Genomic DNA, 20,154 nt, shown 5'->3' with positions numbered 1-20,154 from the left:
CCCGGCGTGTCTCACGACCAGAGCGCGAGCCCGTTTTCCGGGGTACGGGCGATAACGTCTGCCAGTGATTCGCCATCCGGCAGGATAAGCCCGGGCGCTATCTCTGCCAGTGGGTACAGCATAAATTCACGCTCTTTCAAGCCATAATGCGGTACGGTCAGCCGTTCATCATGAATGACTTTATCACCAAACAGCATAATATCTAAGTCTAACGAGCGCGGACCCCAGCGCTCATCTTTGCGCACACGACCTTGTGACAGCTCGATAGCCTGGGTGGCATCAAGCAGCTCATGCGGGGTCAGCGTGGTGTCAAGCAGGACAGCCAGATTGAGATAATCAGGCTGACCGGCAGGCCCCATTGGTGCGGTGCGGTAGAATGCAGAGTGGCGCACCAGGCGGCTTTGCGGTATATCATTTAATGCCGCAATCGCCCGGTTGACCTGATCCAACGGAGAGTCCAGGTTACTGCCGATGGCAATATAGACCGGGATCACGATGCATTGTTCTCATTACCCTGACGGGAACGCGGGTGACGACGGCGCGGGCGGCGTTTGAGTGTATCGCTGCCCAGGTCTGATACCATTGTGCGCTGCTGCGGGGCATTCGCCAGTTGGAAATCAGCCCACCAGAGTGTCAGTTCCTGCAATTCGTGACGACCTTCCACTTTTGCACGTAATTCCAGCAGATCAAATGCCGCACGGAATTTCTGGTTTTCTATCAGACGGTTAGCCCGTTTACCCTGACGGCGCGGCAGACGAAGCTGTAACTGCCAGATATCCCGCATTGCGGTTGTCAGGCGTTTAGGAATAGCAATGGCGCGGCACTGTTCATCCAGAATATCGTTGATGGCGATAGCAAAGGCTTCATAGTAGGCCAGACCGCTTTCCTGAGCGAGTTTCTCCGCATGTTCGCACAGCGGATACCACAGCATTACTGCAAACAGGAACGCCGGGTTGACCCGCTGATCATGATGGATGCGGTAATCGGTATTTTTGAGTACCTGGTCGATAATACGTGCCAGCGGCGTGTTACCACTCTCTTTTAATGGTCCGGCGACCAGCGGGAACAGCATATCCAGCAGATCGTACTCACGCAGCAGATTGAACGTTTTATATCCGTCACCGGCCTGTAATAATTTCAGCACTTCTTCAAACAGACGGGCTGCGGGAATATCGCGCAGCAGTGTGCTCAGAGTGCGGATAGGTGCAGCGGTTTGCGGCTCAATAGTCATGTCCAGCTTACCGGCAAAACGGATAGCGCGTAACATCCGCACCGGGTCTTCGCGGTAACGGGTTTCAGGATCACCAATCAGGCGGATAATCCGCTGCTGTAAATCGGACAACCCACCGACATAATCCCGTACTGAGAAATCGGACACGCTGTAATACAGGCTGTTGATGGTGAAATCACGGCGCACTGCATCTTCTTCGATTGTGCCGAAAATATTATCACGCAGCAGCATGCCGTTTTTACCCTGCTGAGAGCGGGTTTTTTCATCAGTTTCGGTGGGTTCTTCCACATTGTCATGCGGACCACGGAAAGTGGCGACTTCAATAATATCCTGCCCGAACATAATATGTGCAAGGCGGAAACGACGACCCACCAGGCGGCAGTTGCGGAACAGTTTTCTGACTTCGTCCGGTGTTGCGTTAGTGGCAATATCAAAGTCTTTTGGTTTGCGATCAAGCAGCAGATCACGGACACCCCCGCCGACAAGGTGGGCGTCAAAACCTGATTTATTCAGGCGGTACAGAACTTTAAGCGCGTTTTCACTGATGTTCTGACGGGAGATAGAGTGACTGTTCCGGGGAATGACTGTCGCCCGGATTGTTCCGCTATTATTATCCATTTGTGCCGGTTTTTTACGCTTCACGGCAGGACGCGCGGGCTTAGCCCTGCGGGTGGCCGGATTTTGCGGCGCATGGTCAGCATTCGGGGCCGGCCTCTCAATGGCAGCCTCTGTGCAATCTGTTTTATTTTCGCGTGAAATCAGACTGCGACAGAACTTTGCGACTCGATTTAAAATGGTACACCTCTGTATAACAATTAAATGATCTAAAAAATAAGCGACTAATAATATCGTACACTTGTATTTTTGAGAATGCTTTACCTCAGGTAAAGCTAAATTATTCCCTGTTTGCAATCATATTATCACGGGGAATACAGGCCGTTTGCCCGGAGAGTTTACGCGCGGCAGGGCCTGGCATCAATGGTAAATGAATATAAGTGATTTACAACGCCGGTGTTTATTGTGACGGAGGAACGCAAGACAGTCCCGGTACAACGGCCGGAGAGCCGGAAACAGGCACGCCACGTCGGCAGAGCAGATTGTTGTTTGCACTATATATTATAATTTTCACTATATATAGGTTACAGGATAGAAAATAAAAACGGACGGCGCTGTAAAGCGCCGTCCGTGGTAAATAATGTATCAGCCTGCCATCTGCTTTTCGCGGATTTCAGCTAATGTTTTACAGTCGATACACATATCTGCGGTCGGGCGCGCTTCTAAGCGGCGGATCCCGATCTCGACTCCGCAGGACTCACAAAAACCAAAATCGTCGTCCTCAACCTTCTTGAGGGTTTTTTCGATTTTTTTGATCAGTTTTCGTTCGCGGTCACGGTTACGAAGTTCCAGGCTGAATTCTTCTTCCTGAGCCGCGCGGTCGACCGGGTCCGGGAAGTTTGCTGCTTCATCCTGCATGTGGGTAACAGTACGGCCGACTTCGTCTCTCAGCTGGTTGCGCCATGCTTCAAGTATTAACTTGAAATGGGCCAACTGAGCGGTATTCATGTATTCTTCGCCTGCTTTTTCGTGATACGGCTCAACGCCGGCAATGGCAAGAATGCTCAGGGACGAGGTTTTACGTTTTTGCCCTTCCTGCATAATGCTTCTCCTACACACGCATGTCTGACAATATCCCTTAGAGGGGAAAAAATAGGTCGCTATTGATAGCAGATGATTACGGGTAATGCAACCCTGGTTCTCATTAGTTTTGTAAGGTGTGAAGAACAGCGTGTTTATTCGCCCACAGCTAACAAAACATCCTACTTATTATTAAAAAAAAACTGATATTCACCCCGTGAATACAAAGGGTATTTTTTCATCAACCCTGATGCCATCCGGTGTTATGCGCATCTTGTAGCAGATAATTTCCATTCCGGATAGTACTGCCTGCTGCAATAGTGATGAATATTTTTTATCAATGTGTGCGGCTCCTGATACTGACTCAATCCCTGAATGCAGTACAGCAAAAAAGAGAACTGCACGGTTTCCCGCTTCAGCAATTGCTTGTAACTCACGTAAGTGTTTTTGTCCACGTAAAGTTACGGTATCGGGAAAATAACCTTGTTCGTTTTCCAGCAATGTGACGGATTTTACCTCAATGTAGCAGGGCGTTTTATGCTGATCCGTCAGTAAAAAATCTATCCGGCTGTTTTCGCTGCCGTATCTTACTTCCTGTGCCTGAGTTTGATACCCGGCAAGCTCCGGGATTTGCGACTGCATCAGCGCTTCACTCACCAGCTGATTCGCCCTCAGGGTATTAACACAAATCAGATGTCCGTCCTGCGTCTGTGTCAGCTCCCAACTGTGCGGATACTTGCGCTTCGCATTGGCGGATTCGGAATACCAGACCGTATCACCCGGTGTTGCGCAGCCCGTCATCGCGCCGGTATTGGCACAATGAATGGTGATAGTGCTGCCGTCCTGCGTGATAATATCCGCAAGAAAACGCTTATAACGCTGAATCAGCGTCCCCGCCTGTAACGGGGGATGAAACTCCATAGCAACTCCTGTCAATGTGATTGCACTTTTCAGGGGGCGGCAATGCTACAATGTTGCGCGTCGAAAGTTAAGCAGAAGATGATGAGGTTTTTGTGACATATTCCCCCGTTTGTAACATTTACCCTGCGCTGAGTGCCGCACTCAGGCATGCGCCACAGGTATTATTACAGGCACCGACCGGCAGTGGTAAGTCCACCGTATTGCCCTTACTTATGCTTGATGATGAATCAGTTACCGGGCGGATTATTATGCTGGAACCCCGCCGTATCGCGGCCCGCAGCGTAGCGCACCGGCTGGCATCACAGCGCGGGGAAAAGGTGGGTGAGACTGTCGGTTACCGGATGCGCGGCGAAACCCGGGTCAGCAAAATGACACAAATAGAAGTTGTAACAGAAGGCATTTTAGTCCGGATGTTACAGCAAGATCCGGAATTATCTGACGTAGATATTATTATTCTGGATGAATTTCATGAACGCAGTTTGCAGGCTGATCTCGCTCTTGCACTACTATTAGATGTGCAATCTTCACTGCGCAGTGATTTGCGGCTGCTGATTATGTCCGCCACATTAAATAATGAACAATTATTATCTCTGCTGCCGGATGCTGAAGTGATCACCGCCGAAGGCCGCGCATTCCCTGTTGAGCGGCGCTGGCAGCCTCTCAATCCGCATCAGCCGTTTATCAGCGAAGTTGCCCGTCATGTATTACAGTTGTATCAGCAGGCGTCCGGGTCTGTACTGGTCTTTTTGCCGGGACGCGCTGAGATTTGCCGGTTACAAGAGCAACTGACCGGGAAAACGGATGCGGACACACTTATCTGCCCGTTGTACGGGGCGCTCACCCTTGATGAGCAGCAGAAGGCAATTGAACCGCCGCCTGCGGGAATGCGTAAAATTGTACTGGCAACCAATATTGCGGAAACCAGCCTGACAATAGAAGGTGTCACCCTGGTGGTGGACAGTTGTCAGGAAAAAGTGGCTCAGTTTGATCCGCGCAGCGGGCTGACCCGTCTGGTGCGCAGCCGGATAAGCCGTGCCGCCATGACTCAGCGCGCGGGACGTGCCGGGCGCCTGAGTCCCGGGATTTGCCTGCATCTGTGCGGGCAGGCGGAGGCAGAGCGGGCGGCGGCACACAGTGAGCCGGAAATCTGTCACACGGATTTATCCGGATTAATGCTGAACCTGGCACAGTGGGGCTGCCGTGAGGTTTCTCAGCTGTGCTGGCTTGATACCCCTCCTGCGGTTGCGGTGCGCGTTGCACAAAAATTGCTGACAGATGTGGCTGCCTTCTGCCGCAGGGCGGGCTGACGGCAAAAGGCGAAGCGATGGCGGGAGCCGGTACTGAGCCCCGCCATGCGGCATTGTGGTTATATACGCTGAATGAATTTCCACAGCAGATTTATTGGGCGGCACGATTGATTGCCGTACTGGAAGAACCGCCGCGTGAGGGGAACGGGAACCTGCTGCATGATTTGACTCACCCGTCTGCGCGTTGGGACAAGAGGGCTCAGCAATTACTGAGTGCCGCAGGGCTGCCGGTCAGAAAACCGGCACAACCGCCGGACAATGACTGGCTGTGCCGCACCTTATTACAGGGATTTCCTGATCGCATTGCCGGTAACCGCGGACGTTTTGGTATTTTTCAGCTGGCAAACGGCGTGGGTGCGGTCACAGATGAAAGCAGCCCGCTCGGCAATGAAAACGGGCTGGTAGCCCCGCTTATCTTACAAAATGAACAATATGCCAATGCGCGCATTCTGCGCGCAGTGCCGTTTGAACTGTCACAATTGCAGGATATCGCCCCGCATCTGCTGAAAACAGAGAACCGGCTGACCCGTGATGAGAGTCGCGGAACATGGCAGGCGTGGCGGGCAGTCACCTGCGGTCAGCTGATTATTGAGCGCAGACAACTTGCTGCGCCCTCTGCTGACATTGTCCGTGAAGCCTTGCTGGGCTGGATAGGCGAGCAGGGTTTATCCGTGCTGACGTGGCGTGATGAGAGTCAGCAGTTGCTCATCCGCTTACAGTTAGCGAAAATCTGGTTCCCGGAGAAAACGCTGCCGGGAGGGGATGATGAAACACTACGGGAAACGCTTGCGGTCTGGCTCTCTCCTTATCTGAATAATGTGCGCAATCAGCAGCAGCTTGCGGGAATTGATCTGTATGGTGCATTGCGCCAGCGTCTTGACTGGTCACAGCAGCAGTGGCTGGATACACAGTTTCCCCGCCATTTTGATGTTCCCACCGGCTCGCGGATCCCGGTAGAATATACATTAGATAAACCACCTGTTATGGCAGTACGTATTCAGGAGATGTATGGTGTGGGTGAAACACCGTCTGTGGCGCAGGGTCGTCTGCCGGTGACAGTCAGTCTGCTGTCTCCCGCGCACCGTCCGATTCAGGTCACCGCAGACCTGAAAGCGTTTTGGGCAGGGAGCTACAGGGAGGTACAAAAAGAGATGAAAGGACGTTATCCCAAGCATTTCTGGCCTGATGATCCGGCAAACGCGCAACCGACCAAGCGTGTAAAAAAGTTTATGTAAATGCAAAGATTGCTTTTTTTAACGCGATTTTTGCTGTGTCTGTCGCCGGAATCGGTGACAATAGCAGGTATATATATCGCCTGTCCCGCTGTAACAACGGACGGCGGCAGACAGACTGACGGGAGAGAGCATGTCTGATTTTGATCGTGAACGCACCGGCCGCAGTGGCAAAAAAGCCGCTGCCGGTAAGAAAAGGCGCTCAGACCGCCGTCGCCGGGACGCGGATTATGACGACGATTATGAGTATGACGATGAATTTACGGATGACGAGCCTGAAGATGATGACGATTATGATGATGAGGAAACCGCTCGTATGAGTAAAAAAGGGCGCAAAAACAAGCCGCCTAAGCGCCGCTGGCGCTGGATCTGGTTCCTTGTCAAGATTGGTGTTGTCATGGCGGTACTGCTGGGAATTTACGGCGTGTATCTGGCCAGTAAAATCAGTGAGCGGCTGGATGGTAAAGTCTGGGATCTGCCTGCGGCGGTTTACGGGCGTACCGTGAATCTTGAGCCGGGCATGGATTACAGCCAGAAAGAGATGGTGAAACTGCTGGAAGGTATGCAGTACCGCCAGGTGACTAAAATTACCAGCGCCGGTGAATTTACCGTTAACGGCAATACGATTCAGTTGCACCGCCGCCCGTTTGACTTCCCTGACAGTAAAGAAGGGCAGATTAACGCACGTCTGGTCTTCGGCGCCGGCGGGCTGGAAAAAATCGAAAATGTGGATAACGGTCGTGAATTCGGCTTCTTCCGCCTCGATCCGAAACTGATTACCATGCTGCAATCTGCAAATGGTGAGCAGCGGTTGTTCCTTGCCCGTAACGGTTTCCCTGATGTACTGGTAAAAGCCTTGCTGGTCACAGAAGATCGTAATTTCTATGAGCATGACGGGATAAGCATTACCTCCATCGGGCGTGCTTTACTGGCAAACCTGACCGCCGGACGCGCGGTACAGGGCGGCAGTACTCTGACACAGCAACTGGTGAAAAACCTCTTCTTATCGAATGAGCGGACACTGGTACGTAAAGCAAATGAAGCCTATATGGCGCTCATTATGGATTACCGCTACGACAAAGATCGCATCCTTGAACTGTATCTGAATGAAGTGTATCTGGGGCAGAGCGGTGATGAGCAAATCCGCGGCTTCCCGCTGGCAAGCCTTTACTATTTCGGGCGTCCGGTGGATGAACTGAGTCTTGACCAGGTTGCATTGCTGGTGGGGATGGTTAAAGGTGCGTCGTATTACAACCCGTGGCGTAATCCGCAAAATGCCCTTGAGCGCCGTAATGTGGTGCTTAAACTGTTGCAGACACAGGGCAATGTTATTGATCAGGATATGTATGATGTCCTGAGCGCCCGTCCGCTGGGTGTGAAAGAAAAAAGCGGGGTTATCACACCGCAACCGGCCTTTATGCAACTGGTCCGCCAGGAACTGCGTGAGAAGCTGGGTGATAAAGTGGATGATCTCTCCGGCGTGAAAATTTTCACCACGCTGGATCCGGTATCGCAGGATGCGGCTGAAAATGCCGTGGAAGAAGGGATTAAAGCTATCCGTGCAGAACGGAAAAAACCGGCTCTGGAAGGGGCGATGGTTATCGTTGACCGGATAAGCGGGGAAGTCCGCGCCATGGTCGGCGGCTCTCAGCCGCAGTTTGCCGGGTTTAACCGTGCAATGGCGGCAGAGCGCTCTATCGGCTCGCTGGCAAAACCGATGACGTATCTGACGGCGCTGGGAAATCCGGATACTTTCCGTCTGAATACCTGGCTGGATGATAATCCGCTGACCATTCAGGTTCCGGGCGGCGGCGGTACCTGGTCGCCACGCAATGATGATCGCCAGTTCCGTGGACGCGTCATGCTGATTGACGGGCTTGCCCGCTCTATTAACGTGCCGACAGTCAACCTGGGTATGGCGGTCGGGCTGGATGCGGTAGCGGATACCTTTATCCGCCTCGGCGCACCGGCGAAAAACATACAGAAGATCCCGGCAATGCTGCTGGGTGCGGTTAACCTGACACCGTTGCAGGTTTCGCAACTGTTCCAGACTATCGGCAGCGGTGGTAACCGGGCAACATTATCAGCACTGCGTTCTGTTATCGCAGAAGACGGTACAGTGATTTACCAGAGCTTCCCGCAGGCACAGCGCGCGGTTGCACCACAGGCGGCTTATCTGACCTTATATGGTATGCAGCAGGTTGTGGTGCGCGGCACGGCTGCCCGCCGGTTAGGACCGAAATTCGGTAAATATAATCTGGCGGGGAAAACCGGGACTACCAACGAAATGCGTGACAGTTGGTTTGTCGGTATCGACGGTAAAGAGGTCACTGTGTCCTGGATGGGACTGGATGACAACAGTCCGTCCGGTCTGTACGGCGGCTCTGGTGCGCTGGTGCTCTATGCCCGTTATCTGGATAATCAGCCACCGCTGGCGCTGAACCTGAATCCGCCGGAAGATATTGCTGATATGTCGGTTAATGCTGACGGCAATTTTGTCTGTAACGGCGTGGGTGTCACCCGTACCCTGCCGGTCTGGACCACAGATGCCCAGGCACTGTGCGGACAGCAGGCGGCGCCTGTACAGCAGGAACCTCAGTCCGGCGAAGAAGCACCCGGCTGGTTAAAAGAGATGTTTGATCAGTAATTACTGCGCACAGGGAAGTGTCGTGAGTTCTCAAAACCCGCCTTTTGGCGGGTTTTGTTTTTTCAGTGACCATTGCGGATTATGTGCAATGGTATTATGCTCAGGTGTGTCATTGTGCCCGGAGGAAAAATGAAAAACAGTAAGAAAACACAACATGCACTGATAATGCCCGATAGTGAGCAATTGATCCGGGCTGTAGTGACGTCCACGGCGGTTGAGACCGGACAGGAGTCCCGAAGTCTGGCAGATGCCCTGAAGGAAAAACGTGAAAGGTATGCTCACCTCAGATTGGCGGTTTAGTCTTTTTTCAGTGCTTCATTAACCCAATATTTCATTGGTTCATAATTCAGATTTAATGCCGCGTGGATAGCAGAAATATAGTGTGGCGGGTTTTGTTTCCAACTGTCGTAATCCAGCGGATATAGTCCGCCCTGAACAGCCATAACATCAGCAAGAAGGCGGGATAAACGGCCGTTTCCTTCACGAAACGGATGGATCAGAATAAGTTCTGTGTGTACTACCGCAATTGCTTCAATAACCTGCTCACGAGACATTCCTGTACAGGGTGTATATTTATTCAGGTACTCTTTTTCGAGCTGTGTAAGCAGCCCTGTGATTCTGCCCGCAGGCGCGAACATGAAATTACCTTTACTGATATTAACCGTCCGTATTTGCCCTGCCCAGTCATAAATATTTCCCAGCCACTGACGGTGCCACTGTTTTATGAGCGCTACTGTAATTTTTCCGGCAGGAAATGCAGTACTGAAAACCATCTGATAAAGTTTTTCCAGTAATACCAACTCGGCATCGTTAATATCATCGGCTTCAGATAACAGAAGCTTGTTTTCTAAAACATCATCGTCTGAACCCGCTGCAAATCTACCTTCACTATTTGATACATGGTACTTATTCATTCTGCTGATTTATCCGCTGTATTGTGCTGAATGCTTTATCCTGAGTCAGGAAGTAAAGCATAAAAAAAACTGCGCCACATCCGTTGTTTTGAACGTTTGCGGCGCAGTTCACATTTACAGCTCCAACAGCTTACTTCTGCTGTTTTGCGTCTTCAGCGGCTTCTTTAGCTTCGACTTCTTCATACCAGCGCGGGTGATGTTTCTTCGCCCAGCGGCGGCTGACTTTGCCTTCAACCATTCCTTTAATCGATCCTTTCACCCAGAATGCCATATACATATGGATCAGGATGGCGTGGATCAGAATGATAGCGGCAGCCGCATGAATCAGCAGGCTCCAGCGGATCATCCACATCGGGAAGTAGTGCGCGAAGTACGGACGCCAGATGACAATACCGGTGGCAAGCAGCACAAAAATCATGCTCATAATGCTCCAGAACATCATTTTTTGTCCGGCGTTGTATTTACCGACCCGTGCCACATTGTGTTCATTGCCTTTCAGCACTTCCACAATATTTTTAACCCACGAGATATCTTCGCGGTCAGGAATATTGTGTTTGACGAAGCGGAAAAACATAAACATCAGCACGAAGAAAATAAGTACACCAAAGAACGGGTGCAGAATACGCCCCATCTGTGGTGTCCCGAACGTCTCAGTCAGCCATTGCAGTGTCGGGAAGAACAAAGCAATACCGGATAAGGAAACCATAAAAAAGCAGATAACCACGGTCCAGTGACAGGCACGATCAACAAACTTTGTGCGCAGGATCATTTTGCTTTTTTTCTTACTCATGATGGTTTTCCTCATCTTCTTCTTCATCGCTCACTTCTTTATTCGGCCCTATCCCCACATAGTGGAAGACCAGCCCGGCAAACGTGGCGATAAACCCGATGGCAGACAGCGGTTTCAATACGCCTTTCCAGAGGTCGATCGGGGTATCTATTTGCGGATCTTTCGGCAATCCGTGATAGAGCTCCGGGTTATCCGCATGTTGCAATACATACATGACGTGTGTACCGCCGACACCTTCCGGGTTATAAACACCCGCATTGGCAAACCCGCGTTTTTTCAGTTTCTGCACGCGTTCATCCGCCACTTCCAGCATGTCTGCTTTGGTGCCGAAATGAATTGCGCCGGTCGGGCAGGTTTTGACACATGCCGGTTCCTGACCCACGGTGACCCGGTCAACACAGAGAGTACATTTGTACACTCTGTTGTCTTTCGGATTGAGGCGCGGAATATTGAACGGGCAGCCCGCAATACAGTAACCGCAACCGATACAGTGCTCTGACTGAAAATCAACGATACCATTGGCGTACTGAATGATTGCGCCGGCAGACGGACAGGCTTTCAGGCAGCCCGGGTCTGTACAGTGCATGCAGCCATCCTTGCGGATAAGCCACTCCAGCTTGCCGTTTTCTTTGGTTTCGCTGAACCGCATGACCGTCCAGGATTTGGCACTCAGATCCGTCGGGTTATCATAAACCCCGGTACAGAATCCGACTTCATCACGGATATCATTCCACTCAGAACACGCCACCTGACAGGCTTTACAGCCGATACAGGTAGTGACGTCGATAAGCTTTGCGACTTCAAGTTTGTCGTCGCGCGCCTGCGGAGGTGGCGTTATGCTGTTAGTCGCAGAACGTTTGATAATGTCTTGAGATTGCATGGACATAATTCCTCCTTACGCCTTCTCGATGTTAACTAAGAACGCTTTAAATTCAGGCGTTTGCGAGTTGGCGTCACCGACTCCCGGCGTCAGTGTATTGGCGATAAAGCCTTTTTGTGTCGCACCTTCAAAGCCCCAGTGAATCGGGATCCCGACTGTTTCGATTGGTTTTCCGTCCACCATCAGAGTTTGCAGGCGCGCTGTGACGACGGCAACGGCGCGGATAAAGCCGCGTTTGCTGCTGACTTTCACTTTATCGCCACTGCTGATCCCTTTGGCTTCACCCAGTGTTTCACTGATTTCGACAAACTGTTCCGGCTGCGCGATAGCATTAAGCCGCGCGTGCTTGGTCCAGGTATGGAAATGCTCGGTCAGGCGGTACGTCGTCCCCACATACGGGAACTCGGTATGGCTGCCCAGGCGTTTTTTGTCATCTTCAAAGATACGGGCGGCCGGGTTAGAAATCACATTCGGGTGAAGCGGGTTCGTCCCGAGTGGTGTTTCAAACGGCTCATAATGTTCCGGGAACGGACCTTCCGCCATTTTATCGATAGCAAACAGGCGGCCTAAGCCTTCCGGTTGCATGATAAACGGCCCTGTTCCGACTTCCGGTGCCGAGGTGTTGAAGTCAGGGATATCGTTACCGACCCATTTCTTGCCGTTCCACTCGATAAGCACGCGGTTTTTATCCCACGGTTTACCCTGCGGATCAGCAGACGCGCGGTTGTAGATAACGCGGCGGTTCAGCGGCCATGCCCATGCCCAGCCCAGTGTGTTGCCGATACCGGAAGGATCACTGTTATCCCGGTTCGCCATCTGGTTACCTTTCTCCGTCCAGCTGCCGGTGTAGATCCAGCAGGAAGACGCGGTGGTACCATCATCGCGCAGGTGTGCAAAGGTGCTGAGAAGTGAGCCTTTTTTCGCCAGCAGATTACCGTCGGCATCAAAAAGATCTTCCAGAGCAACACCGTTATTTTCGCGGGCAACTTCATCAGATTCCGGGTGGAATTTACGTTTGTAATCCCACGACATCTTCATCAGTTGATCAACGCCTTTACCGCCTTCTTCTTCATATAATTCACGGATCTTATAAAGAATACCGGCAAGGATCTGACCATCGTTGCGCGCTTCGCCCGGGGCATCCGCTGCTTTCCAGTGCCACTGTAACCAGCGTCCGGAGTTGGCAATCGAACCATCTTCCTCAGCAAAACAAGTGGATGGCAGGCGGAACACTTCTGTCTGAATTGACGCGGTATCCACATCATTCATCTCACCGTGGTTCTGCCAGAAATTCGAGGTTTCTGTTACCAGCGGATCGATAGTTATCAGGTATTTCAGTTTGCTCAGGCAGCCGACGACTTTGTTTTTATCCGGGAAGGACGCAACCGGGTTGAAGCCCTGACAGATATAACCGGTGATTTCATCGTGGTTCATCATGTCGAAATACTTCAGCACGTCATATGCCTGATCCCATTTCGGCAGCCAGTCATAACCCCACTGGTTTTCCGGCGTAGCCGCATCACCATAGAAGGATTTCATCAGACTGACGAAGAACTTAGGATAGTTGCTCCAGTAATTCACCTGGTTCGGCAGTGTCGCTTTCGGCGTATTCGCTTTCAGGTAGCTGGTGATATCCGTTTGTTTCTCTGACGGCAGTGTCAGATAACCCGGCAGGCTGGTGGAAAGCAGACCGAGATCAGTCAGCCCCTGGATATTTGAGTGACCACGCAGGGCGTTAACACCGCCGCCTGCCACACCCATATTTCCGAGCAGTAACTGGATCATTGCCATAGTACGGATGTTCTGCGCACCAACGGTGTGCTGAGTCCAGCCTAAGGCATACAGGAACGTGGCTGCGCGGTTCGCCGGGCTGGTAGAGGCCAGGATTTCGCACACTTTAAGGAAATCTGCTTTTGGTGTACCGCAGATTTTCTCAACCATATCCGGCGTATAGCGGGATACGTGTTCTTTCATCAGGTTCCAGACACAGCGCGGGTTTTCAAGTGTATCATCTCGCAGCGCATGACCATTTTCATCAAACTGGTAGTTCCAGGTTGCTTTGTCATAGCGGCGTTTTTCAGCATCATAACCACTGAATAAGCCGTCATCAAAAGTGAAATCCTCACGAACCAGTAATGCGGCATTGGTATAATGGCGCACATACTCGTCATGGAATTTCCCGTTCTGTGTCAGATACAGAATAACCCCGGAAAGGAAGGTAATATCAGTACCCGAACGGATAGGAATATAATGATCCGCTACGGAGGCTGTCCGCGTAAAGCGCGGGTCAACCACGATCAGCGTAGCATCGTTATTATTTTTAGCTTCCATCGCCCAGCGGAATCCGACAGGATGCGCTTCTGCCGCATTCCCGCCCATGACCACAACGACATTGGCATTTTTGATATCAACCCAGTGGTTGGTCATCGCACCGCGACCAAATGTTGGAGCAAGACTTGCTACCGTTGGTCCGTGTCAGACACGCGCTTGGTTATCAACTGCCAGCATCCCGAGGGAGCGGGTAAATTTCTGGGTTAACATGCCGGTTTCATTACTGGCAGCGGAAGCGCAAAGCATCCCCGTTGTCAGCCAGCGGTTAACTGTGGTGCCTTCGTTGTTTTTTTCAATGAAGTTGGCATCACGGTCAGCTTTCATCAGACGGGCGATGCGTTCAAAGGCATCATCCCAGCTGATACGCTGCCACTTATCTGAGCCGGGTGCCCGGTATTCAGGGTAGCGCAGACGGCTGTTACTGTGGATATAATCAAGTAAGCCGGCACCTTTCGGGCATAATGCCCCGCGGTTAACCGGATGATCAGGGTCACCCTCGACGTGGAAAATCGCAGACTTAGCATTCATGGCACCATCGCCTATGCTGTACATCAGCAATCCGCACCCGACTGAGCAGTAGGTACAGGTGTTCCGGGTCTCTTTCGAGCGGAGTAATTTGTATTCCCGTACATTAGACATTGCTACTGACGGCATAAAGCCTAACGCGGCGGCTGTAGTTCCGGCCAGCCCGCCCGCACAAATCTTAAAGAACTGTCTGCGGCTGAAATTCATCGCATCCTCTTTTTTTTTATATATTTGTAAAAAATCATGAGGAGAATATCAGCAAAGGTTGAATTTATATTGCCTGAAATCAATGAAAGTGAACTTTAATGTTTAATTAAAATTAATCGGGAGATTAAGCACAATTTGAATAATCACAAAGTAGTAGTTACTTCTTCGTAATTGATGCAGATCAATTAAAATTAATATCTGCTTATTGAGGGGGTGAATTAAATCAACTTTAATATTAGTGTCATAATAAGTTTAAATGTCAGAAAAGACAAATTAAAAAATGCCGGATATCCACATCATCCACTTTAAAATGGGAGGGTGACTGACCCATCTGTTTCTTAAACATAATAGAAAAAGCCCCGGCACTGTTATAGCCCAGGTCATAAGCAATCTCTGTAATCGATTTTCCCGATAATATATGAGAAAGAGAATTAAGCAGACACGCCTGCTGACGCCATTCTGAGAAAGACATCCCGGTTTGTGTGCGGAAAAACCGGCTGAATGAGCGCTCACTTTTATGCAGTTTTTCTGCCCAGGCTCCGGGCTGAGAGGTTATCACCGGGCTGCGCATAAACTCACGACACATAACACCGAGCTTTTCATCCCGCGGGACCGGCACAAAAAACGGCAGGGGACGGGCGCGGCTCAGTTCACAGAGGATCAACTGCATCAGCATTCCGTCGCGCCCCTGAATATCATATTCAGCGGGCACATCAGCGGCTTCAAGCAGTAACTGGCGTAACAGCGGAGAGACACTCAGGACTTCGCAATCTGCGCAGTGGCGCGGCTTTGCAGCCGGTTCAATATACAGACTGCGGGTGCTGACATTCAGCATGCGGGTTTCATGGGCAATCAGCGGCGGGATCCACACGCCACAGGAAGGCGGAATAACCCATTCACCGCCTGCGGTACTGACTTCAATCAACCCCGTTGCCGGGTAGAGAAACTGTGCCCGCCGGTGAGAATGGTACTCCAGCAGGGTATCCGGCAGATAATCGGTTCCCAGCGCAATAACATCCCGCGCAATATTATCCACGCTTTTTAACGGAATATTTCTCATAAGTGATGTGCTCCCTGCTTTCTGACTCAAGATGACGGTCTGCCGGCTGTTATATCAGATCCTGTGCCGCAAAACAGGTGCTTTACGATAACATTTTGTCATTATATATACCCAACGTCATTCAGGATGCAGCCAACGAACCTGCAGTTTGAATGAATAAGGGTATACATTCAGGTGTATTGAGCAACAACTATACCGTATTAAATTAACAGTGGCGGAAAAGAGGCTGAAATTCAAATGCCCTTGTCCGGTTTGCGTATGGCAGCAATATATAAATCCATTACCATTTTACTGCCGCCATTCTGTTTATTCAGATTCTGATTGTTTCCGGTTATTAATACGTTACCGGGAGCACGGCATTATTTCCGGTCATTTAAAATTAAATATTATTTATTATTTCCTGTTTTATACCCAACGTCATTCAGGATGCAGCCAACGAACCTGTAGTTTGAATGAATAAGGGTATAAATGTTGCTCTCTGTTTCTCACCCGGGGTAAATCCACTATGAGTCATCAATCCGGCCATGATAATGAAGATTCCGGCGCTATCGGCGAAATAAGCCGCCGGCGCTTTATACAGGTCAGTTCTGTATTATCTGCGGTGCCATTTCTGGCATCAGAAAGTATTGCTTCCGTTTCACCTGATCCGGCACACATCCCGGTACATCCGGTAGATGACGGTGTGCGGGTTGTTCCCACATGCAGCAGTTTTGACTGCGGCGGCAAGTGTGATATCCGCGCCCATATTAAAGATGGTCAGGCCATTCGTATTACGACGCGCCCGGATGCTGATTTAAATGAAGAGATGCCGATCATGCGGGCCTGTGTGCGCGGGCGCGGTTACCGGAAATTTATTTATCACCCGGATCGCCTGAAATACCCGATGAAACGCGTCGGTAAACGGGGCGAAGGGCGCTTTGAGCGGATAAGCTGGGAAGATGCGACATCACTGATTGCGCAGCAATGGCAGCGGATCAGTGATAAATACGGTCCGGCATCGCGCTTTGTCAGCCTGAGTACGGGTGTGACCGGCGGGATTTTTTCCGGTGCCAACATGCTGCGCCGCCTGTTTAACCTGACCGGCGGGTTCCTGGAAAATTATCACTCGGTCAGTAACGGCAACACCATGGCGGCAACGCCGTACACCTATGGCACGTCTGCCAGCGGCAGTACACTGGATACACTCGACAATACCCCGCTGGTAATTTTGTGGGGGCATAATCCGAATGAAACGATTTTCGGGCACAGCAACCACTATTTCCAGAAGATGAAAAAGAACGGCACAAAATTTATTATCGTTGACCCGCGCTATTCCGATACTGCCTCTTCTCTGGCGGATCAATGGATACCGATTCTGCCGACTACAGATAACGCCATGATGGATGCGATGATGCATGTCATCGTGACAGAAAACCTCCACGATCAGGCATTTATCAATAAATATACTCTGGGATTCAGTGAAGATCAGATGCCGGAAGGCGTTGCTGACAATGAATCGCTGGTGGCGTATCTGACCGGGAAAAAAGACGGTATCGCCAAAACCCCTGAATGGGCGGAGAAAATAACCAAAGTCCCGGCGGACACTATCCGCCAACTGGCGCGTGAATATGCCTCAACCAAACCGGCGGTGCTGATGCAGGGCTGGGGACCACAGCGCCATATCTGTGGCGAGCGTAGCGCCCGGGGTGCCACTTTGCTGGCAACGATCACCGGAAACGTGGGTGTGCGCGGCGGCTGGGCGGCGGGTTACGGCATGGCACTGAATCCGGATCTGCGCAAAACCATTGCCGGACCGGCGCTGTTTGATAATCCGGTTAAAGAAAAAATCAATATCACCAACTGGGTGCAGGCGTGTGAAGACAAAACGCTGGTCACACCGGCAAACGGTCTGAAGAATGCAGAAAAACTCGGCACAGAGATCAAAATGATCTTCTCGATGGCGGGTAACTACATGACAAATCAGAACACTGACATTCTGCATGCCGCAAAAGTGCTGGAGGATGAATCAAAAGTTGAATTTATCGTGTGCAGTGATCTCTATCTGACGCCGAGTGCGAAATACGCCGATCTTTTGCTGCCGGAAACCAGTTTTCTGGAGCGCTGGAATATCGGCGGCACCTGGAGTTACGGCGATTACCTGATCCTCTCGGAAAAAGCGATTGAACCGGATTTTGAGCGCCGCACAGATTATGACTGGCTGTGTGAAGTGGCGGAAAAACTGGGTGTATATGATGAATTTACCGCCGGTCACCGCACTGATCGCGACTGGATTGAATACCTGGTAAATGATGCGGCAATTAAGCGTCCGGAAGATAATATTCCAACCTTTGATGAACTGCTGGTCAAACGCCGTCATTTATTAACGCACCGTCCGCATACGCAGAATGTGGCGTTTGAAAAAAACATTCAGGATATCGAAAACAATCCGTTCCCGACCCCGTCCGGCAAAATAGAGATCTTCTCCAAACGCCTGTATGACATGGATAACCCGGAAATTCCGGCGCTCTCCCATTATGTGCCTGCGGTTGAAGGTCCGGAAGACACGCTCACCACAACCTATCCGCTGCAATTAATCACCTGGAAAGGGCGGAACCGCGCAAACTCCACGCAGTTTGCCAACCCCTGGTTACAGGAAGTGCAGCGCCAGGAACTGTGGATCAATCCGTTTGACGCACAAGATCGCCGTATTAATGACGGCGACAAAGTGAAGATCTATAACGGGCGCGGCATCACGATGATCCCGGTAAAAATTACCCAACGAATTATGCCGGGTGTGGTTGCGCTCCAGGCGGGTGCCTGGTGGCTGCCGGACAGTAACGGTGTTGATCAGGGCGGTTGTGCCAATGTGCTTACCTCGTCACGCAGTACGGCGCTGGCTCACGGTAATGCGCACCAGACACTATTAGTTGAGGTGGAAAAAGCATGAGTAAATTCATTATTTATCCGGCAGTCAGTGAAAAACAGTTAGGGTTTTATATTGATTCAGCCCGCTGCTCCGGCTGCAAAGCCTGTCAGGTTGCCTGTAAAGATAAAAACAATTTAGATGTCGGACGCCGTTTCCGCCGGGTGTATGAAATGACCGGCGGTGGTTACAGCCGTAACAATAATGGTGCGTTGATCAACAATGTGTTTGCTTACACGCTCTCCATTTCCTGTAACCACTGCAAAGACCCTATTTGTGTCCGCAACTGCCCGACGACAGCAATGCACAAGCGCGAAGGCGACGGCATAGTGATGGTCAATACAGACAAATGTGTCGGCTGTGGTGCCTGTGCGTGGTCATGTCCGTATGGTGCGCCGCAGATGAACCCGGAAACCAAACAGATGTCGAAATGCGATTTTTGCATTGATTTACAACAAAAAGGTGAGCAGCCGGTGTGTGTCAGCACGTGTCCGCTGGGCGCGATTCAGTTCGGACCGATTGATGAGTTGCGGGCGAAATACGGCAATCTGGATTATGTAACCGGTCTGCCTGATCCGTCCATTACACAGCCAAACCTGGTGATCAATGCGCATCACGGGGCACGTTTTGATGACATAAACAGTGAGAGAAAAGAAAATGAATGAGTGGTCGCTTTTAATTTTCACTTACATGATGAATGCGGCGGTGGGGTTGTGCGTTGTGAGCGGGGTGTTTGCCGCACCGCTCTCCCGCCGCCTCACGGCAGACAGTTTTAAACGCATGATGATGCTGACAATCTTTATTATCTGCATTATTGCGGGGATCGGATCAGTGGCATCTATCACGCACCTTGGTGTGCCGTTAAATGCCCCGAATGCCATTAATAATGTCTTTACGGCCTGGCTCAGCCGTGAAGTGGTGGTGACGGCAGCATTTGTCGGCAGCCTGGGTGTGACATTCCTCTGGTTGTGGAAATCGGGAAAACTCTCTTTTCTGCTGTTTGGCGCAGCAATGGCGATTGGTTTGGCTGATATTTACTGTATGGCGTCGATTTACCGCTATACCTCGATTCTGACGTGGAATGATGCCAATACCTATCTGATGTTTTTCGCCACTATGCTGAGCCTGGGTGTGGCACTGTATGTGCTGATGATGATGTTTGTTCAGCGGTTTGGTCATAAAGCGGGGGTTATTGTCCCGGCGGACTATCTGTCTGTTTCCCGTTTGTGGCTGTTGTGGAGTGTGATGGCGGTAAGCCTGACCGGGCGCCTGTTATATCAGCCATTTTATGAGCACTGGCTGACCGCCACACAGTTATCGCAAAAATCGGTTACTTTTCCGCTCTCACCCATCACCGCCTATTACAGCATTGCCGGATTGCGGATAAGCACCTGGATTATGGCGGTTGCCGGGCTTCTTTTGTGTGGTATCACACTGGTTCGTGCAGGATCGGCGAAAAGACGGGATACGGAGTATCAGGCGGCGGGTGGGTTATTTCTTACCGGGTGTCTGCTGACCATTATTGCAGAATTTATGCTGCGTTATGTCTTCTATTATATTCACGCCTGACGG

At 51.0% G+C, this 20,154-nt stretch carries 14 protein-coding genes and 1 pseudogene; 5 read left to right on the top strand and 10 right to left on the bottom strand.

The annotated features are described in order from the left end of the window. Nucleotides 1-11: 11 nt before the first annotated feature. From folK to sfsA, 4 genes are all read right to left on the bottom strand, one after another. Complete coding sequence (folK, locus tag AYY16_RS14040) at nucleotides 12-494, bottom strand: 2-amino-4-hydroxy-6-hydroxymethyldihydropteridine diphosphokinase (RefSeq protein ID WP_067367820.1); 483 nt, start codon at nucleotides 492-494, stop codon at nucleotides 12-14. Next, nucleotides 491-1,993, bottom strand: coding sequence for a polynucleotide adenylyltransferase PcnB (pcnB, locus tag AYY16_RS14035; protein WP_223861236.1), 1,503 nt, complete (start codon nucleotides 1,991-1,993; stop codon nucleotides 491-493). Before pcnB ends, folK begins: the two co-directional genes overlap by 4 nt. 438 nt (nucleotides 1,994-2,431) lie before the next feature. After that, the gene (dksA, locus tag AYY16_RS14030) at nucleotides 2,432-2,887 is read right to left on the bottom strand and encodes an RNA polymerase-binding protein DksA (protein WP_067367817.1); all 456 of its coding nucleotides are present in this window, start codon (nucleotides 2,885-2,887) and stop codon (nucleotides 2,432-2,434) included. A gap of 189 nt (nucleotides 2,888-3,076) precedes the next feature. Beyond that, nucleotides 3,077-3,787: a DNA/RNA nuclease SfsA gene (sfsA, locus tag AYY16_RS14025; protein WP_067367813.1), complete on the bottom strand. Its 711-nt coding sequence runs from the start codon at nucleotides 3,785-3,787 to the stop codon at nucleotides 3,077-3,079. 92 nt (nucleotides 3,788-3,879) lie between these two features. Here sfsA and hrpB point away from each other — a divergent pair. Together hrpB and mrcB are read left to right on the top strand one after the other, a co-directional pair. Further along, nucleotides 3,880-6,329: pseudogene (gene hrpB / locus AYY16_RS14020) on the top strand (ATP-dependent helicase HrpB). A 130-nt stretch (nucleotides 6,330-6,459) separates the two neighbouring features. Beyond that, on the top strand, nucleotides 6,460-8,973 hold the full coding sequence (gene mrcB, locus AYY16_RS14015) for a bifunctional glycosyl transferase/transpeptidase (RefSeq protein ID WP_067367809.1): 2,514 nt from the start codon (nucleotides 6,460-6,462) through the stop codon (nucleotides 8,971-8,973). 30 nt (nucleotides 8,974-9,003) lie between these two features. Here mrcB and AYY16_RS20295 read toward each other — a convergent pair whose 3' ends face one another. From AYY16_RS20295 to AYY16_RS13985, 6 genes are all read right to left on the bottom strand, one after another. Then, nucleotides 9,004-9,255 (bottom strand): hypothetical protein, encoded by a 252-nt coding sequence (locus AYY16_RS20295; protein ID WP_156665011.1) that lies wholly within the window; start codon nucleotides 9,253-9,255, stop codon nucleotides 9,004-9,006. 14 nt (nucleotides 9,256-9,269) lie between these two features. Next, complete coding sequence (locus AYY16_RS14010; protein ID WP_067367806.1) at nucleotides 9,270-9,887, bottom strand: Fic/DOC family protein; 618 nt, start codon at nucleotides 9,885-9,887, stop codon at nucleotides 9,270-9,272. Nucleotides 9,888-10,017: 130 nt separating this feature from the next. Then, nucleotides 10,018-10,677 carry a formate dehydrogenase-N subunit gamma gene (fdnI, locus tag AYY16_RS14005; RefSeq protein WP_067367803.1) on the bottom strand — a complete coding sequence of 220 codons (660 nt, stop codon included), beginning with the start codon at nucleotides 10,675-10,677 and terminating at the stop codon, nucleotides 10,018-10,020. Then, on the bottom strand, nucleotides 10,670-11,563 hold the full coding sequence (gene fdxH, locus AYY16_RS14000; RefSeq protein ID WP_067367801.1) for a formate dehydrogenase subunit beta: 894 nt from the start codon (nucleotides 11,561-11,563) through the stop codon (nucleotides 10,670-10,672). The genes fdnI and fdxH overlap by 8 nt, the downstream gene beginning before the upstream one ends. Nucleotides 11,564-11,572: 9 nt before the next feature. Beyond that, nucleotides 11,573-14,620, bottom strand: coding sequence for a formate dehydrogenase-N subunit alpha (fdnG, locus tag AYY16_RS13995; RefSeq protein ID WP_150384978.1), 3,048 nt, complete (start codon nucleotides 14,618-14,620; stop codon nucleotides 11,573-11,575). 259 nt (nucleotides 14,621-14,879) lie between these two features. Continuing rightward, the gene (locus AYY16_RS13985; RefSeq protein ID WP_067367792.1) at nucleotides 14,880-15,680 is read right to left on the bottom strand and encodes an AraC family transcriptional regulator; all 801 of its coding nucleotides are present in this window, start codon (nucleotides 15,678-15,680) and stop codon (nucleotides 14,880-14,882) included. A 505-nt stretch (nucleotides 15,681-16,185) separates the two neighbouring features. On the opposite strand from AYY16_RS13985, the gene AYY16_RS13980 reads away from it, so the two are divergent. From AYY16_RS13980 to AYY16_RS13970, 3 genes are read left to right on the top strand one after another with little or no spacing between them, the layout of a single operon-like run. Further along, nucleotides 16,186-18,606 (top strand): DMSO/selenate family reductase complex A subunit, encoded by a 2,421-nt coding sequence (locus AYY16_RS13980; RefSeq protein ID WP_067367789.1) that lies wholly within the window; start codon nucleotides 16,186-16,188, stop codon nucleotides 18,604-18,606. Beyond that, entirely contained in the window at nucleotides 18,603-19,247 is a 645-nt protein-coding gene (locus tag AYY16_RS13975; protein ID WP_067367786.1) for a DMSO/selenate family reductase complex B subunit, read from the top strand. Before AYY16_RS13980 ends, AYY16_RS13975 begins: the two co-directional genes overlap by 4 nt. Continuing rightward, nucleotides 19,240-20,151 (top strand): dimethyl sulfoxide reductase anchor subunit family protein, encoded by a 912-nt coding sequence (locus tag AYY16_RS13970; RefSeq protein WP_067367783.1) that lies wholly within the window; start codon nucleotides 19,240-19,242, stop codon nucleotides 20,149-20,151. The genes AYY16_RS13975 and AYY16_RS13970 overlap by 8 nt, the downstream gene beginning before the upstream one ends. Nucleotides 20,152-20,154: the final 3 nt, after the last annotated feature.

Source organism: Morganella psychrotolerans, assembly GCF_001676155.1.
GTDB classification, from domain to species: Bacteria; Pseudomonadota; Gammaproteobacteria; order Enterobacterales; family Enterobacteriaceae; genus Morganella; species Morganella psychrotolerans.
This window is presented reverse-complemented; position numbering and strand designations above follow the sequence as displayed.

Excerpts from the sequence above, each read along its gene's own strand:
- dksA (WP_067367817.1), bottom strand. The coding sequence starts at position 2,887 with ATGCAGGAAGGGCAAAAACGTAAAACCTCGTCCCTGAGCATTCTTGCC.
- sfsA (WP_067367813.1), bottom strand. The coding sequence starts at position 3,787 with ATGGAGTTTCATCCCCCGTTACAGGCGGGGACGCTGATTCAGCGTTAT.
- mrcB (WP_067367809.1), top strand. The coding sequence starts at position 6,460 with ATGTCTGATTTTGATCGTGAACGCACCGGCCGCAGTGGCAAAAAAGCC.
- AYY16_RS14010 (WP_067367806.1), bottom strand. The coding sequence starts at position 9,887 with ATGAATAAGTACCATGTATCAAATAGTGAAGGTAGATTTGCAGCGGGT.
- fdnI (WP_067367803.1), bottom strand. The coding sequence starts at position 10,677 with ATGAGTAAGAAAAAAAGCAAAATGATCCTGCGCACAAAGTTTGTTGAT.
- fdxH (WP_067367801.1), bottom strand. The coding sequence starts at position 11,563 with ATGTCCATGCAATCTCAAGACATTATCAAACGTTCTGCGACTAACAGC.
- AYY16_RS13985 (WP_067367792.1), bottom strand. The coding sequence starts at position 15,680 with ATGAGAAATATTCCGTTAAAAAGCGTGGATAATATTGCGCGGGATGTT.
- AYY16_RS13980 (WP_067367789.1), top strand. The coding sequence starts at position 16,186 with ATGAGTCATCAATCCGGCCATGATAATGAAGATTCCGGCGCTATCGGC.
- AYY16_RS13975 (WP_067367786.1), top strand. The coding sequence starts at position 18,603 with ATGAGTAAATTCATTATTTATCCGGCAGTCAGTGAAAAACAGTTAGGG.
- AYY16_RS13970 (WP_067367783.1), top strand. The coding sequence starts at position 19,240 with ATGAATGAGTGGTCGCTTTTAATTTTCACTTACATGATGAATGCGGCG.